A 16,355-nucleotide genomic window follows, 5' to 3' on the forward strand; every position below is an offset into this window, starting at 1 on the left:
GGGGTTAGGTATGCGCTTTCGCGCGTTGGTTGCTGTCGTGGGGGTGTTGCTTGCGGCAATGACTGTCAATGCTGTGGCTGCTTCACAGGTCAAGAGTGTCCGCCTGTGGCGAGCGCCGGATAACACGCGACTGGTGTTCGACCTGTCGGGCCCGGTCCAGCACAGCGTCTTTACCCTCACGGCGCCTGATCGCCTGGTGATCGACATCAACGGTGCGACCCTGGCCGCGCCGCTGAAAGTCTCCACCGCCAACACCCCGATTACGATGATGCGTTCGGCGCAGCGCACGCCGACCGATTTGCGCGTGGTCATCGACCTGAAAAAAGCGGTCACCCCCAAAAGCTTCTCCCTGGCGCCCAACGCCCAATATGGCAACCGCCTGGTGGTCGACCTGTTCGACAACCCCGCCGATGCCGCACCACCGCCTGCGCCGACGCCCAGCGTGGCGACGGTGCCGGCGGTGCCGGTCAACCCCTCGCAGCCGCAGGTCAAGCTGCCACCGCCGCCGCCCGCTCCGGCAGGCAAGCGCGACATTATCGTGGTGATCGATGCCGGCCACGGTGGCGAAGACCCCGGCGCGTCCGGCTCGCGCGGCCAGCATGAAAAAGACGTGGTGCTGGCCATCGCCCGCGAACTGCAACGCCAGGTCAACGGCATGAAAGGCTATCGCGCCGAACTGACCCGTACCGGTGACTACTTCATCCCATTGCGCGGGCGCACCGAAATCGCCCGCAAGAAGGGCGCGGACCTGTTCGTATCGATCCACGCCGACGCCGCCCCATCCTCGGCGGCGTTCGGTGCGTCGGTGTTTGCCTTGTCCGATCGTGGCGCCACGTCCGAGACCGCCCGTTGGCTGGCCGACAGTGAAAACCGTTCCGACTTGATCGGCGGGGCCGGCAACGTCTCCCTCGATGACAAAGACAAAATGCTCGCCGGCGTACTGCTCGACTTGTCGATGACCGCCTCGCTGACCTCCAGCCTGAATGTCGGCCAGAAAGTCCTGAGTAACATTGGCCGGGTCACCTCGCTGCACAAGCAGCGCGTGGAGCAGGCCGGGTTCATGGTGTTGAAGTCGCCGGATATCCCGTCGATCCTGGTCGAAACCGGCTTCATTTCCAACGCCAACGAGGCCTCGAAGCTGGCCAGTGCCAGCCACCAGCAAGCGTTGGCGCGCTCGATCAGCGCCGGCGTGCGCCAGTTCTTCCAACAGAACCCGCCACCGGGCACTTACATCGCCTGGTTGCGTGACTCCGGCAAAATCGCCCAGGGCCCGCGTGACCACCGCGTGCAGCCTGGCGACACCGTGGCCATGCTGGCCGTACGTTTCCAGGTCACCCCCGCCGCCTTGCGCAGCGCTAACAACCTGAAAACCGACGAGTTGAGAATTGGCCAGATGTTGACCATCCCCGGCACTGAATTGGCGGCGCAGTAATGAGCGAATCTGTGTTGAATAGTGGCTCGCGCATCGAACTGCTCAGCCCGCGCCTGGCTAACCAGATCGCCGCAGGTGAGGTGGTCGAGCGCCCGGCGTCGGTGATCAAGGAACTGCTGGAAAACAGTATCGATTCCGGCGCCAGGCGCATTGACGTGGACGTGGAGCAGGGCGGCGTCAAGCTGCTGCGGGTGCGTGACGATGGCAGCGGCATCTCGTCGGATGACCTGCCGCTGGCCCTGGCCCGTCACGCCACCAGCAAGATTCGCGACCTGGAAGACCTTGAAAGGGTGATGAGCCTGGGCTTTCGCGGTGAGGCCCTGGCCTCCATCAGCTCCGTGGCCCGCCTGACCCTGACTTCCCGCACGCGCGACGCCGAACAGGCCTGGCAAGTGGAAACCGAAGGCCGCGACATGGCGCCTCGGGTCCAGCCGGCGGCCCATCCGGTGGGCACCTCGGTGGAAGTGCGCGACCTGTTCTTCAACACCCCGGCGCGGCGCAAATTCCTCAAGGCCGAGAAAACCGAATTCGACCACCTGCAGGAAGTGATCAAGCGCCTGGCCCTGGCGCGCTTCGATGTGGCGTTCCATCTGCGCCACAACGGCAAGACCATCCTCAGCCTGCACGAAGCCAATGATGACGCCGCGCGCGCTCGGCGAGTGGCGGCCGTGTGCGGTGCCGGGTTCCTGGAGCAGGCGCTGCCGATTGAAATCGAACGCAATGGCTTGCGCCTATGGGGCTGGGTCGGTTTGCCGACCTTCTCCCGCAGCCAGGCCGATTTGCAGTATTTCTTCGTCAACGGCCGTGCGGTGCGCGACAAACTGGTGGCCCATGCGGTTCGCCAGGCGTACCGCGACGTATTGTTCAACGGTCGGCATCCGACGTTTGTGCTGTTTTTCGAGGTCGACCCCTCGGTGGTCGACGTCAATGTGCACCCGACCAAGCACGAAGTGCGCTTCCGTGACGGGCGCATGGTGCATGACTTCTTGTACGGCACCTTGCACCGTGCCTTGGGTGATGTGCGCCCGGATGACCAGTTATCCGCGCCAATCGTAACGGCGGTGGTCCGCCCGAGCGGCCCCGAGGCTGGCGAGTTCGGTCCCCAGGGCGAAATGAGCCTTGCTGGTAACCTTCTGCAATCATCGCAGCCGCAGCCGAATTACACCGCGCCCAATTCGGGAGCCGGCGCGGGTTATCAATATCAATACACCCCACGGCCGCAATCGACCGTGCCGGTGGCTGAGGCCCAGGCGGCTTATCGTGAATTCTTCGCGCCGTTGCCGGGTGCCGAGCCGGGCACGGTTGCCTTGCCCGAGGGCGGCGGTGATATTCCGCCGCTGGGCTACGCGCTGGCGCAACTCAAGGGCATCTACATCCTTGCGGAAAATGCCCACGGCCTGGTGCTGGTAGACATGCACGCCGCCCACGAGCGGATCATGTACGAGCGCCTGAAGATCGCCATGGCCAGTGAAGGGCTCAGCGGCCAGCCACTGCTGGTGCCGGAATCCCTGGCAGTCAGCCAGCGGGAAGCCGATTGTGCCGAGGAACACCACGGCGTGTTCCAGAAGCTGGGCTTCGAACTGCAACGTCTGGGCCCGGAGACCCTGGCGATCCGTCAGATTCCTGCGCTGCTCAAGCAGGCTGAGGCCAATCGCCTGGTGTCCGACGTACTGGCGGACCTGATGGAATACGGCACCAGCGACCGTATCCAGGCGCATATCAACGAACTGCTCGGCACCATGGCCTGCCACGGTGCCATCCGCGCCAACCGCCGACTGGCCCTGCCGGAAATGAACGGCCTGCTGCGCGACATGGAAAACACCGAGCGCAGTGGCCAATGCAACCATGGCCGGCCGACCTGGACCCAGATGGGCCTGGATGATCTGGACAAACTGTTCCTGCGCGGTCGCTGATGAGTGCCTTGCCCCCCGCGATCTTCCTGATGGGCCCGACGGCCGCGGGCAAGACCGACCTGGCCATCGAACTGACCAAGGTCTTGCCGTGCGAGCTGATCAGCGTCGACTCTGCCCTGGTTTACCGGGACATGGACATCGGCACGGCCAAGCCTTCAAAAGAGCTGTTGGCCCGGCATCCGCATCGGTTGATCGACATTATCGACCCGTCCGAAAGCTATTCGGCCGCAGATTTCCGTACCGACGCCCTGGCCGCCATGGCTGAAATCACCGCGCGGGGCAACATCCCGCTGCTGGTCGGCGGCACGATGCTGTATTACAAGGCTCTGCAGGAGGGCCTGGCGGACATGCCGCCCGCTGACGCCCAGGTGCGCGCCGAGCTTGAAGATCAAGCCGCGCGCCTCGGCTGGCAGGCCCTGCACGACCAGCTGGCGGCGGTAGACCCGGTGTCTGCGGCGCGCATCCACCCCAACGACCCCCAGCGACTTACCCGTGCGCTGGAAGTCTGGCGCGTCAGCGGCCAGACCATGACTGAACACAGGCTGAAACAAACTGCGCAAAGTGCTGATGCAGACGCATCTGGTCAGTCACAATTGCCCTATACTGTGGCGAATCTGGCCATCGCTCCGGCAGATCGCCAGGTGCTGCATGAACGAATTGCACAAAGATTCACAATTATGTTGGAACAGGGGTTTGTGGAGGAGGTCGTAGCACTGCGTTCCCGAGGTGATCTGCATCCAGGATTGCCTTCGATACGTGCTGTAGGCTACCGCCAAGTCTGGGATCATCTGGATGGCAAGCTGACGTCAGCCGAAATGCAGGAGCGCGGCATCATTGCCACGCGCCAATTGGCGAAGCGCCAGTTCACCTGGCTGCGCAGCTGGAGCGATTTGCACTGGTTGGACAGCCTGGACAGCGACAATCTGTCACGCGCCTTGAAATACTTGGGAACGGTCTCCATATTGAGCTGAGTCCTTGCAATTGCCGTCTATCCTTGGGGGTGTGACGGCCATGAGCTATTTATTTTCCGATTTTTATTATTGATCCTTAAAGGAGTGCGGCACATGTCAAAAGGGCATTCGCTACAAGACCCTTACTTGAATACTTTACGTAAAGAGAAAGTGGGGGTTTCCATCTATCTGGTCAACGGTATCAAGTTGCAAGGTACGATCGAGTCGTTCGACCAGTTCGTGATCCTGCTGAAAAACACCGTCAGCCAGATGGTTTACAAACACGCTATCTCGACAGTCGTCCCTGTTCGTCCGATCCGTCTGCCTAGCGCAGCAGGTGATGAAGCAGCTGACGCTGAGCCAGGTAACGCCTGATAGGAGTCTCCTTTGTTCTTTGAGCGCCACGGTGGTGGTGAGCGAGTGATCCTCGTTCACTTGGATGGACAGGACCCTGAGGCGCGCGAAGATCCGCAGGAGTTTCAGGAGTTGGCAAATTCGGCCGGCGCCGAGACCGTTGCGTTTTTTAACGTGCCGCGTCATCGGCCAACCGCCAAATACCTGATTGGCAGCGGTAAGGTCGAGGAATTGCGCGACCTGGTCCACGCTGAAGAAGCCGATCTGGTGATCTTCAATCACACCCTCACGCCCAGTCAGGAACGTAACCTCGAACGTGTCTTCGAGTGTCGCGTGATCGACCGCACCGGTCTGATTCTCGATATCTTCGCCCAACGCGCGCGTACCCATGAAGGCAAACTGCAGGTCGAACTGGCCCAGCTTGACCACATGAGCACCCGTCTGGTGCGCGGCTGGACTCACCTTGAGCGCCAGGGCGGCGGCATCGGCATGCGTGGTCCGGGTGAAACCCAGCTGGAAACCGACCGGCGTCTGTTGCGGGTTCGCCTGCGCCAGATCAAGGGCCGCCTGGAAAAAGTGCGCAGCCAGCGCGAGCAATCGCGTCGAGGCCGTTCGCGTGCGGATATCCCTACCGTGTCACTGGTGGGGTACACCAACGCCGGCAAATCCACACTCTTCAACAACGTGACGAAATCGGACGTGTACGCGGCAGACCAACTGTTCGCCACGCTCGACCCGACCCTGCGCCGCCTGGATATCGGCGACCTGGGGCCGATCGTCCTGGCCGATACCGTGGGTTTCATCCGGCACTTGCCGCACAAGCTGGTCGAGGCATTTCGGTCTACGCTCGAAGAGTCGAGCAATTCCGACCTGCTGTTGCACGTAATCGATGCGGCTGAACCGGATCGCATGCTGCAGATCGAGCAGGTGATGGTAGTGCTGGGCGAGATTGGTGCACAGGACTTGCCGATCCTCGAGGTCTATAACAAACTCGATTTGCTTGAAGGCGTCGAGCCACAAATTCAGCGCGACGAGAACGGCAAGCCTCAACGGGTCTGGCTGTCGGCGCGTGATGGCAGTGGCCTGGAGCTGCTGGAACAAGCCATTGCCGAGTTGCTCGGCAGCGATTTGTTCGTGGGCACCTTGCGCTTGCCGCAGCGTTTTGCTCGACTGCGTGCACAGTTTTTCGAGCTGGGCGCGGTACAGAAAGAAGAACACGACGAAGAAGGTGTCAGCTTGCTGGACGTTCGATTGCCGCGCTCGGAGCTCAATCGACTGGTCAGTCGCGAGGGTGTCGTACCGGCAGAGTTCATCGAGCAACACACTTTGCAATAAAAGCCTGAGAAAGCGGTTGTGCCGCGGTGGCAGGCATTCTGTAGCATTGGTCGGCGCGCCGTGGGTGCGTCTTTGCTTTATCAGATGGAGAGCGCTATGGCTTGGAATGAGCCGGGTGGCAACTCGAATAATCAGGATCCTTGGGGTGGTAAGCGCCGCAATAATGGCGACCGCAAGGGGCCACCGGATCTCGACGAGGCCTTCCGAAAGCTGCAGGAAAGCCTGAATGGGTTGTTCGGTGGTGGAAAAAAACGCGGTAGTGACGAGGGTGGTCGCACAAGCAAGGGCGGTGGCTATGGCCTGCTGGGCCTGGGCCTTGTCGTGCTTGCGGCCGTCTGGCTGTACAGCGCGGTCTATGTAGTGGACGAGCAGGAGCAAGCCGTGGTGCTGCGCTTCGGCAAGTACTACGAGACTGTCGGGCCAGGCCTGAACATCTATTTCCCGCCGATCGACAAGAAGTACATGGAGAACGTCACGCGTGAGCGTGCCTACACCAAGCAGGGCCAGATGCTGACCGAAGACGAGAACATCGTCGAAGTGCCGCTGACCGTGCAGTACAAGATCACCAACCTGCAGGACTTCGTGCTGAACGTCGACCAGCCGGAAATCAGCCTGCAACACGCAACCGAAAGTGCCTTGCGCCATGTGGTGGGTTCCACCGCCATGGACCAGGTGCTGACCGAAGGGCGTGAATTGATGGCCAGCGAAATCAAGGAGCGCCTGCAACGGTTCCTCGATACCTATCGCACCGGTATCACCGTCACCCAGGTCAACGTACAGAGCGCTGCCGCACCGCGTGAAGTGCAGGAAGCCTTTGACGACGTGATCCGTGCCCGTGAAGACGAGCAGCGTTCGCGCAACCAGGCAGAAACCTACGCCAATGGCGTGGTGCCGGAAGCCCGTGGTCAAGCCCAGCGCATCCTCGAAGATGCCAACGGCTACCGCGACGAAGTGGTCTCCCGTGCCAAGGGTGAGGCAGACCGCTTTACCAAACTGGTTGCCGAGTACCGCAAGGCACCTGAAGTGACCCGTGAGCGTCTGTACCTGGACACCATGCAGGAAGTCTTCAGCAATACGAGCAAGGTTCTCGTGACCGGCAGCAAGGGTGGGCAGAACAACCTGCTGTACCTGCCGCTGGACAAGATGATCGAAGGTGGTCGTAGCGGCGCCAGCGCGCCGTCCACCGGTTCGAATGCCGCTGCCAACGAAGCGAGCGCCCGTGCGGCCGCTGACTTGCTGCAACAGCAAACACGTACCAGGGAGAGCCGTTGATGAGCAATAAATCGCTGACCGCCCTGATTGTGGGCGTCGTCGTGGTCATCGCTGCCTGGAACTGCTTCTACATCGTGGCTCAGACCGAGCGTGCGGTGCTGCTGCAATTCGGTCGCGTGGTCCAGGCGGATGTCCAGCCGGGCCTGCATGTGAAAGTCCCCTACGTCAACCAGGTGCGCAAGTTCGACGCCCGCCTGATGACCCTGGATGCACCGACACAGCGCTTCCTGACCCTGGAAAAGAAAGCCGTGATGGTTGACGCCTACGCCAAGTGGCGCGTCAAGGACGCCGAGCGCTTCTACACCGCGACTTCCGGCCTCAAGCAGATTGCTGACGAGCGTTTGTCGCGCCGTCTGGAATCGGGCCTGCGCGACCAGTTTGGTAAGCGCACCCTGCATGAGGTGGTATCCGGTGAGCGTGATGCGCTGATGGCTGACATCACTCGTTCGCTGAACACCATGGCGGAGAAAGAGCTGGGTATCGAAGTGGTCGATGTGCGGGTCAAGGCCATTGACCTGCCGAAGGAAGTGAACCGCAGCGTGTTCGAGCGCATGAGCACCGAGCGTGAGCGTGAGGCCCGTGAGCACCGCGCCAAGGGTAACGAGCTGGCCGAAGGTATCCGTGCGGATGCCGATCGTCAGCGCCGTGTACTGCTGGCAGAAGCCTATCGCGAGTCTGAAGAGGCCCGTGGTGATGGTGATGCTCAAGCCGCGGCGATCTACGCCAAGGCTTACGGCCAGGACCAGGAGTTCTACGCGTTCTACCGCAGCCTGCGTGCCTACCGTGAAAGCTTCGCGAACAAGACCGACGTGCTGGTGCTGGACCCAAGCAGCGACTTCTTCCGCTACCTGGAAAAGTCCAAGTAACAGGCCTGTCTCTTTGTAGGAACCACTCCGTCGGGCGGCTAAAATGCCTGGCGGGGTGATCCTTTCAGAAAACGGGTGTATGATGCGGCAGCCGGGAAATTCCCGGCTTTTTTGCGTCTGCATGTTCGATTCGGCAGGCGTGACAGGTTTTTCGAGGAAAGTGCCCGACGAGGCCGGTTACAGGTCGTTCGTCACGTCGCTCTTGCGCGTGGTTTATGCAGGCGGCGGGTATTTTCTGCTTCACTCAAGGCTCGGCCGAGGGCTGGCCGCCCGGATCATAGGGGAATGGCGTAATGGCAACGGTAGACCGCTGGCTGCTGCCAGATGGCATCGAAGAAGTACTGCCACCAGAAGCTGCGCGCATTGAAATAGCGCGTCGCCAGGTGTTGGATCTGTTCCAGAGCTGGGGTTACGAGTTTGTCGTGACTCCCCATATCGAGTACCTGGAATCCCTGCTGACCGGCGCGGGCCAGGACCTGGATCTGCGCACCTTCAAGGTTATCGACCCACAATCGGGCCGGCAGATGGGGTTCCGTGCCGACATCACGCCGCAAGTGGCGCGTATCGATGCGCACACCCTGCGCCGCGAGGGCCCGAGCCGCCTGTGCTACGCCGGCAGCGTGCTGCACGCCCAGCCGCGAGCCTTGTCATCGTCCCGCAGCCCGATCCAGTTGGGCGCCGAGCTGTATGGCGATGCGAGCCCGAGCAGCGACGTCGAGGTGATCAGCCTGATGCTGGCCATGCTGCAACTGGCTGATGTGCCGGACGTGCACATGGACCTGGGCCACGTCGGTATCTACCGTGGCCTCGCTCGTGCCGCTGGTTTGTCCGGTGAAGCCGAGCAACAACTGTTCGACGCCCTGCAACGCAAGGCGATTGACGAAGTGATCGCCCTCACCGAAGGCGTGCCGGCTGACCTCGCGCAGATGTTGCGCGCGTTGGTCAACCTGTGCGGCGGCCGTGAAGTGCTGGTGGCTGCACGTGAGCGTCTGGCCAATGCGCCAGCGCCGGTGCTGGCGGCGTTGGACGATGTGCTGGCGATTGCCGAGCAGTTGTCGGCGCGCTTCCCGCAATTGCCGCTGTATTTTGACCTGGGCGAGTTGCGCGGCTACCACTACCACACCGGTGTGGTGTTCGCGGTGTTCGTTCCGGGTGTTGGCCAAGCCATCGCCCAGGGCGGTCGCTACGACGATATCGGCGCCGACTTCGGTCGCGCCCGTCCGGCCACTGGCTTTTCCACTGATTTGAAAACCCTGGTGACCCTGGGGCGTGCTGAGGTCGAGCTGCCGTCTGGTGGCATCTGGATGCCCGACAGTACGGACGCGGCACTCTGGCAGCAGGTTTGCCAGTTGCGCAGTGAGGGTCAGCGTGTCGTCCAGGCCTTGCCTGGGCAGCCATTGGCCGCCGCCCGTGAAGCGGACTGCGACCGGCAATTGATTCAGCAGAACGGGCTTTGGCAAGTATCGCCACTGGCTTCTTGAGTTTTCCTGCCGGCCATCGCCGGCACCAAGTTTGCGCGAATGAGGACAAGTGTTATGGGTAAGAATGTCGTAGTCCTGGGCACCCAATGGGGTGATGAGGGCAAAGGCAAGATCGTTGATCTGCTGACCGAACATGCTGCCGCCGTAGTGCGCTACCAAGGTGGCCACAACGCGGGTCACACCCTGGTCATCGATGGCGAAAAAACCGTCTTGCACCTGATCCCGTCGGGTGTCCTGCGCGAAGGCGTGCAGTGCCTGATCGGCAACGGCGTGGTGGTTGCACCGGACGCCCTGTTGCGCGAGATCACCAAGCTGGAAGAGAAAGGCGTACCGGTGCGTGAGCGCCTGCGTATCAGCCCATCCTGCCCGCTGATCCTGTCCTTCCACGTGGCGCTGGACCAGGCCCGTGAAAAGGCCCGTGGCGAGCTGAAGATCGGCACCACCGGTCGCGGCATCGGCCCGGCCTACGAAGACAAGGTGGCGCGCCGTGGCCTGCGTGTGGGCGACCTGCTCAACATGCCGCGCTTTGAAGACAAGCTGCGTGAATTGGTGGATTACCACAACTTCATGCTGGTGGGTTACTACAAAGAACCGGCCATCGAGTTCGAAAAGACGCTGGCCGAGTGCAAGGAATACGCTGAGCTGCTCAAGCCGCTGATGCTGGATGTGACGGCCGAACTGCACGACCTGCGTCGCGCCGGCAAAGACATCATGTTCGAAGGCGCCCAGGGTTCGTTGCTCGACATCGACCACGGCACCTACCCGTACGTGACCAGTTCCAACACCACCGCTGGCGGCGTTGCTACTGGTTCGGGCGTCGGCCCGATGTTCCTGGACTACATCCTGGGCATCACCAAGGCTTACACCACCCGCGTAGGTTCTGGCCCGTTCCCGACTGAGCTGTTCGACGAAGTCGGCGCGCACCTGGCCAAGCAAGGCCACGAGTTCGGCGCAACCACCGGCCGTGCCCGTCGTTGTGGCTGGTTCGACGCGGTTATCCTGCGTCGCGCTATCGATGTGAACAGCATCTCGGGCATCTGCCTGACCAAGCTGGACGTGCTCGACGGTCTGGAAGCCATCAACATCTGCACCGGTTACAAAGACGCCGCAGGTAATGACGTCGCTCCAACGGACGCCGACAGCTACGTGGGCCTGCAGCCTGTGTACGAAGAAGTGCCGGGCTGGAGCGAGTCGACCGTGGGCGCGAAGACCCTGGAAGAGCTGCCAGCCAATGCCCGTGCTTACATCAAGCGCGTTGAAGAACTGATTGGCGCGCCGATCGACATTATTTCGACGGGCCCGGACCGCAACGAGACCATCGTTCTGCGTCATCCGTTCGCTTAATAAGCTGTTGATGTAAAAAGCAAAGGGCTCCTTCGGGAGCCCTTTGTCGTTTGTGTCTGGCAAGCGGCACGACCCTTGCTGTGTTTCCTTCTTTCCGAGGTGCTATCAATTTAATGGCACCCGTGGTGGAGGGATTCCCAGTGTCTGCCGTTCTCTCGTTGTTACAAAGTCGTCTGTTGCGACCAGTGTTCGTTACCCTAGGTATCGCTCTTTTGGTGCAAGTGCTGGTGGCCGTCGCGCTGACGCGGAGCACCGTCACCGCCTTGGAGGCAGATTTGGGTAATCGCCTGGGCATCGACAGCCAGAAGCTGTCCGGCGAATTGGCCCAGGCCGGCAAGGAAGTCACGTCCAGCCTGGACAGTTTGTCCACCAGCACCCGTCAGCGTCTGACCGCAGGGCTTTCCACGCGCCTTCAGCAAGAGCAGAAGCAATTGCGTGCGACCCTGGAAAAAGACTTGCAGGACTCTGCCAATGACATGGCGCAGTTGCTGGCGTCGGTGGCGCCGCGAGCCATGTGGGACAGCGATGTGCCGACCCTGTCGGAGTTCGCCCGGCGTGCGCAGCGCAATCCCAACGTGTTGTTCGTGGTGTATGACGACGCGGCGGGCGAGCACCTGACCCGTTACCTGAACCGTGAAAACCCGATCAACCAGGCCCTGTTGGCAAAGGGCGCGGGGGAGCGGGCCCTGGATAAAGTGCTGGACGCGGCCAAGACTGATCCTGCGGTGTATTACGTCGAAGCCTCGATCAGCCCCAACGGCGTGGAGATCGGCAAGGTCCGCATGGGGGTTTCCACCGCGTCGGTCGAGGCCGATCTGCAAGCGCTGGACAAGCGTTTTGCCGCGCTGATTGCCAGCGGTGATCAACTGGTCGGTGACAGCCTCAAAGGCGCAGCGGCGGATAGCGCTGCGGCCATGGGCGCGCGCCTGCAATCAGCGCAAGCCACGGCCACCCAGATGACCGCCAACACCACCAGCGCGGTTCAAGAGGCTGCCGGCACCCTGCGCTGGCGCATCGGCATGGGCTTGGCGCTGGTCGGTCTTGGCGTATTACTGCTGATCGCCATCGTGCTCGGTCGCCGCGTCGTCAACCGCTTGAAGCTGCTGATCGCTGCCATGGATGATTTGGCGGCGGGCGAGGGCGACCTTACCAAGCGGGTGCAAATCAGCAGCAAGGATGAGATCGGCGACATGGCTTCGGCGGTCAATCGCTTTGTGGATAAGTTGCAGCCCATCGTGCGCGAAGCGGGGGAGGTGGCCCAGCGCACCGGTGTGGAAATCGGCGCGATGACCTTGCGCAATGCGGGCGCCGACAAGGCTGCCGGTTTGCAGCGTGATGAAGTCGCCGAGAGCCTGCGCGCACTGTCGCAGATGGCCGATGAGGCCCAGGCCGAAAGCCATGCCATGCAGGCGGCGCTGCAACAGGTGGTGGAGATTCGGCAGGCGACGGATGAGAACTCACGCACGTCGGCCGAAGTTGGCAGTTTGATCGAAGCGTTGGCGGGGCAGGTGCAGGCGGGGTCCCAGGTTATTGAGCGCCTGGCCCAACAGAGTGAGCAGATTGAAGTGGTGCTGACGGTGATCCATGGGATCGCCGAGCAAACCAACCTGCTCGCCCTGAACGCCGCCATCGAAGCGGCACGCGCCGGTGAAACGGGGCGCGGTTTTGCGGTGGTTGCAGACGAAGTGCGCGCACTGGCCAGTAAAACCCAAAGCTCCACCGGTGATATCCAGGCGCATATCGTGGCGTTGCAGCAGGGCGCGCGTGAGGCGGTGGACACCATCGGCAAAGCCGGGCGCCAGGCCAGTGAGGGCTTGCTGGTACTGCGCGAGAGCGTGCGTTTGCAGCAGACGGTGCAGGCTTCGGTGGAGCAGGTGCACGCGGCAATCGGCCTGGCGACCCGCGCGGCCGAGCACCAGGCACAGGGCGCGCATGCGGTGCGTGGGCGCGTCGAGGTGATCCACGCCCAGGCCGAGCGTGCTGCGCAGGCGGTGGTGGAAACCACGGCCAGTGGCAAGGTGCTGGACGGGTTGGCGGCGCAGTTGAAGGCGAGTCTGGGGCAGTTCCGAGCTTAGTGTTGCCTGTTCTGGCCTCATCGGGAGCAAGCCCCCTCCCACATGGGAACGCATTCCAAATGTGGGAGGGGGCTTGCCCCCGATAGCGGTCTCAGCGACTCAGATACATCCGCGTCGTCAGCAAATAAACCGGCAACCCCGACACCAGGATCAACAACGCCGCATAAGGCGCAGCCGCCGCAAACTCCACATTCGACGTATGCGCCCACACGGCAGTCGCCAAGGTATTCAGCCCGGTCGGACTCAGCAGCAAGGTCGCCGTCAATTCCTTCATCGCATCCAGAAACACCAGGGCAAACGCCGCACCCAATGCCGGGAAGATGATCGGCAGTGTCACCCGGCAAAACGCACTGAAGGGCGATGCCCCCAGCGTCCGCGCAGCCTCTTCCAGCTGGGGCGCGGCCTTGTTCAATGCCGTGCGTATCGGCGCCTGGGCCAGCGGCAGAAACAACAGCGCGTAGGCGATCAGCAGCAGCGCCGACGTTTGATACAGCGCCGGCACGTAATGCAGGGCGAAATACACCAGGGTCAGTGCAATCACCAGGCCGGGCAGTGCGTGCAGCAGGTAGGGCAGGCGTTCAGCCCAGATCGCCAGTCGGCCTTTATAGCGCACCACCAGCAAGCCTACCGGCACCGCAAACGCCAGGCACACCGCTGCGCCACCCAGGGACAGCGCCAGGGACGATAACAACGCTTCACTGATCTCGGCCACCGGAAACGCCGCCGACGAACCCACGGCCAGCCAATAGCCGAGCATCCCCAGCGGAATGCCGCTGCCGATGACTGCCAGCGCCAGGCAATACAGCTGACCGAGCGGCGCCCACTTGCCCAATTTCACCTGTTCAGCGTGCCGCGCCGCGCCCTGGCCGATACGCACATGGCGGCCCTTGCCACGCATGCGCAGCTCCAGCCACAACAGGGTCAGGCACATCGCCAGCAGTACCGCCGAGAGCATCGCCGCATTGGCGTTGCTGAACTCCAGCTCGAATTGCTGATAGATCGCGGTCGTGAAGGTCTGCAAGCCGATGATCGACAAAGCCCCGAACTCCACCAGCATGTGCAGCGCAATCAGCAGCGCGCCGGCCACCAGCGAGGGCCACAACAGCGGCAAGGTGATGCGTCGAAACACGCCCCAGCGATTCAGGCCCAGGGTGCGCGCTGATTCTTCCAGGGCGGGATCAAGATTACGCAGTGTCGCGGCCACCGGCAGAAACACCAGCGGGTATTTGGACAGGCTCATCACCAGGATCGCGCCGCCGAGGCCTTCGAAGTTGGCGCTCAGCGACACCCAGGTGAAGCTGCTGACAAACGCCGGCACCGCAAACGGCAGACACAGGATCACCCCCCAGAGGCGCCGTCCAGGCAGGTTGCTGCGCTCCAGCAACCAGGCCAGGGACAGGCCGACCACGCCGCACACCACCGTCACGCCCACCATCAGCGCCAGGGTGTTGCGCAGCAGCCCGAAGACATAAGGTCGCCACAGCAGATGCACCGCCTGCGCCCAACCAGCCTGCCAGGTCTTGAGCCCGACATAGGCCAGCGGCAACAGACTCAGGCCTACCAGGAATAGCACCGGCAACAGCAGCCAGATCGAAGGGCGTTTGCGCCGGGGGCGAAAACCTGCGGCGCTGAGCGATGGGTTCATCAGTTCAAGCCAACGTCACGTTCCAGGTCCAGGGCCTCTTCGGCATTGCCCAGGTCGGCGGGGGTGACTTTCGGCGGCTGCAGTTCGTTGAAAGGCTTGAGGCCGCGATTGGACTGCATGCCTTTGCGCAGCGGGTATTCAGCCGAGGTGTTGGTGATCACGCGCTGGCCTTCTTCACTGGCCATGAACGCCAGCAGTTGCTGGGCTTCCTTGGGGTGTTTGCTGGATTTCAGCGCGGCAGCCGAAGACACGGTAATCAGGCCGCCGGCATCGCCGTCGGTGAAATAGTGCAGTTGGGAGTCGAGGTTGGTTTTCTCTTTCTTCAAGGCAAACCAGTAATAGTTGTTCACCAGCACGGTGGCGACTTCGCCGTTTTCCACGGCTTTGAGCGCAACCATATTGTTGCTGTACACCTTGCCGAATGCGCGCAGGCCGGTCAGCCATTCTTCTGCGGCTTCACGCCCGTGCAGCTTGATGATAGCCACCGCCTGCTCCTGGAACGCACCGCTGGTGGGCACGAAGCCAACCTTGCCTTGCCACTCGGGACCGGCGAAATCCAGCACCGATTTGGGCAGGTCTTTTTCGGCAATCAGCTTGGGATTGAAAGCGACGACGCGGGTGCGTGCGGTCACGCCCATCCAGTCACCGTTACTGCCGACGTAGTCCTTGGGCAATACATCGAGGGTGCTGGCGTCGATCCTGGCTAGCAGGCCTTGCTCGCCCAGCTTGTTCAGCGGCGGCGATTCTTCGGTGTAGATCACGTCGGCAGGCGAGCGGTCGCCTTCTTCGACGATTTGGCTGGCCAGTTGATTGCTGCTGCCCTTGCGTACATTGACGTGAATGCCGGTCTTGGCTTCGAAGGCTTTGGCGAGTTCATCGCCGACTTCCTTGTGCTGGCCGTTGTACAGGGTCAGGGAGATCTTTTCGGCGCTATGGGCGGCGGGCGAGAGCAGGGTCAGGCCGAGCAGAGTGATGGTCAGGCCACGCAGAAGGGAGGTCTTGAGACGGGTATCGCGGATCATCATCCGGGGTTTTCCTCACTTGTAAGCTACAAATTCTTACAAGGATAAACGATAAACCTTCTCAAGTGCGCATGAGCAGGCCCCATTACCAAGTTTTAAACCCCAGAAACGAAAAAACCCGCTTTCGCGGGTTTGATCTGAATTTGGTGCCCAGGAGAAGACTCGAACTTCCACGACCTTGCGATCACCAGCACCTGAAGCTGGCGTGTCTACCAATTTCACCACCTGGGCATTATCAAGCGACGTTGCCGCTGTTGATGGGGCGAACTATACGGCGGGCTTTTTAATCTGTAAACCCCTGATTCAAAAAAATAAATCAGGTTTTACGTTAAGAATCAAAGGCCTGAAACGAAAAAACCCGCTTTCGCGGGTTTGATCTGAATTTGGTGCCCAGGAGAAGACTCGAACTTCCACGACCTTGCGATCACCAGCACCTGAAGCTGGCGTGTCTACCAATTTCACCACCTGGGCAGCATCAACAACGTTGCCGTCGTCGATGGCGCGCACTATACGGAGCCCTTTTTCAGCTGTAAACCCCCGGTATGAAAAAAGCCTGGAAAATTCCCTCAATGGTCGTGCAAGGTATGCGTCGGTGGGCTACAAAGGGCTTTTAAACACTTGTTGATGCCTGAAATTTCCCGTTTCAATACGCGTATGCCAAACTAA

The 16,355-nt window shown here is 61.5% G+C and carries 13 protein-coding genes, 2 tRNA genes and 1 pseudogene; 12 read left to right on the plus strand and 4 right to left on the minus strand.

Features of this window, described 5'->3' with window-relative positions:
• Window positions 1-10 precede the first annotated feature (10 nt).
• From C4J84_RS02730 to C4J84_RS26670, 11 genes and pseudogenes are all read left to right on the plus strand, one after another.
• Window positions 11-1,432 (plus strand): N-acetylmuramoyl-L-alanine amidase, encoded by a 1,422-nt coding sequence (locus tag C4J84_RS02730; RefSeq protein ID WP_124365623.1) that lies wholly within the window; start codon window positions 11-13, stop codon window positions 1,430-1,432.
• On the plus strand, window positions 1,432-3,345 hold the full coding sequence (mutL, locus tag C4J84_RS02735; protein WP_124369388.1) for a DNA mismatch repair endonuclease MutL: 1,914 nt from the start codon (window positions 1,432-1,434) through the stop codon (window positions 3,343-3,345). The genes C4J84_RS02730 and mutL overlap by 1 nt, the downstream gene beginning before the upstream one ends.
• Window positions 3,345-4,316 carry a tRNA (adenosine(37)-N6)-dimethylallyltransferase MiaA gene (miaA, locus tag C4J84_RS02740; protein ID WP_124369389.1) on the plus strand — a complete coding sequence of 324 codons (972 nt, stop codon included), beginning with the start codon at window positions 3,345-3,347 and terminating at the stop codon, window positions 4,314-4,316. Before mutL ends, miaA begins: the two co-directional genes overlap by 1 nt.
• A 93-nt stretch (window positions 4,317-4,409) precedes the next feature.
• Window positions 4,410-4,670, plus strand: a complete 261-nt coding sequence (gene hfq, locus C4J84_RS02745) for an RNA chaperone Hfq (protein ID WP_016976904.1) — start codon at window positions 4,410-4,412, stop codon at window positions 4,668-4,670.
• Between the two features lie 12 nt (window positions 4,671-4,682).
• Window positions 4,683-5,984, plus strand: a complete 1,302-nt coding sequence (gene hflX, locus C4J84_RS02750) for a ribosome rescue GTPase HflX (protein ID WP_124361023.1) — start codon at window positions 4,683-4,685, stop codon at window positions 5,982-5,984.
• A 96-nt stretch (window positions 5,985-6,080) separates the two neighbouring features.
• The gene (hflK, locus tag C4J84_RS02755; protein WP_124365625.1) at window positions 6,081-7,256 is read left to right on the plus strand and encodes an FtsH protease activity modulator HflK; all 1,176 of its coding nucleotides are present in this window, start codon (window positions 6,081-6,083) and stop codon (window positions 7,254-7,256) included.
• Complete coding sequence (hflC, locus tag C4J84_RS02760; protein WP_003188064.1) at window positions 7,256-8,122, plus strand: protease modulator HflC; 867 nt, start codon at window positions 7,256-7,258, stop codon at window positions 8,120-8,122. Before hflK ends, hflC begins: the two co-directional genes overlap by 1 nt.
• Before the next feature lie 293 nt (window positions 8,123-8,415).
• Window positions 8,416-9,603: an ATP phosphoribosyltransferase regulatory subunit gene (locus tag C4J84_RS02765; protein WP_124369391.1), complete on the plus strand. Its 1,188-nt coding sequence runs from the start codon at window positions 8,416-8,418 to the stop codon at window positions 9,601-9,603.
• Window positions 9,604-9,657: 54 nt separating this feature from the next.
• Window positions 9,658-10,947, plus strand: a complete 1,290-nt coding sequence (locus tag C4J84_RS02770) for an adenylosuccinate synthase (protein ID WP_124369392.1) — start codon at window positions 9,658-9,660, stop codon at window positions 10,945-10,947.
• A gap of 1,115 nt (window positions 10,948-12,062) precedes the next feature.
• Window positions 12,063-12,116: pseudogene (locus tag C4J84_RS26665) on the plus strand (hypothetical protein); the annotation flags it as partial.
• Window positions 12,117-12,317: 201 nt separating this feature from the next.
• A complete protein-coding gene (locus C4J84_RS26670; RefSeq protein WP_372238008.1) occupies window positions 12,318-13,022 on the plus strand; it encodes a methyl-accepting chemotaxis protein in 705 nt (234 codons plus the stop codon).
• Between the two features lie 91 nt (window positions 13,023-13,113).
• Here C4J84_RS26670 and C4J84_RS02780 read toward each other — a convergent pair whose 3' ends face one another.
• The 3 genes from C4J84_RS02780 to C4J84_RS02790 form a co-directional block, all read right to left on the minus strand.
• A complete protein-coding gene (locus tag C4J84_RS02780; protein ID WP_124369394.1) occupies window positions 13,114-14,667 on the minus strand; it encodes an iron ABC transporter permease in 1,554 nt (517 codons plus the stop codon).
• The gene (locus tag C4J84_RS02785) at window positions 14,667-15,692 is read right to left on the minus strand and encodes an iron ABC transporter substrate-binding protein (RefSeq protein WP_124369395.1); all 1,026 of its coding nucleotides are present in this window, start codon (window positions 15,690-15,692) and stop codon (window positions 14,667-14,669) included. The genes C4J84_RS02780 and C4J84_RS02785 overlap by 1 nt, the downstream gene beginning before the upstream one ends.
• A 141-nt stretch (window positions 15,693-15,833) precedes the next feature.
• Window positions 15,834-15,920: transfer RNA gene (locus C4J84_RS02790), tRNA-Leu, on the minus strand.
• Between C4J84_RS02790 and C4J84_RS26210 the strand changes: the two genes are divergently transcribed.
• Complete coding sequence (locus tag C4J84_RS26210; RefSeq protein WP_164487761.1) at window positions 15,895-16,065, plus strand: hypothetical protein; 171 nt, start codon at window positions 15,895-15,897, stop codon at window positions 16,063-16,065. The two genes, C4J84_RS02790 and C4J84_RS26210, sit on opposite strands and share 26 nt — an antisense overlap.
• An 8-nt stretch (window positions 16,066-16,073) precedes the next feature.
• Here C4J84_RS26210 and C4J84_RS02795 read toward each other — a convergent pair.
• A tRNA-Leu gene (locus C4J84_RS02795) sits at window positions 16,074-16,160 on the minus strand.
• Window positions 16,161-16,355 lie beyond the last annotated feature (195 nt).

Source organism: Pseudomonas sp. R11-23-07 (assembly GCF_003852295.1).
GTDB lineage: Bacteria > Pseudomonadota > Gammaproteobacteria > Pseudomonadales > Pseudomonadaceae > Aquipseudomonas.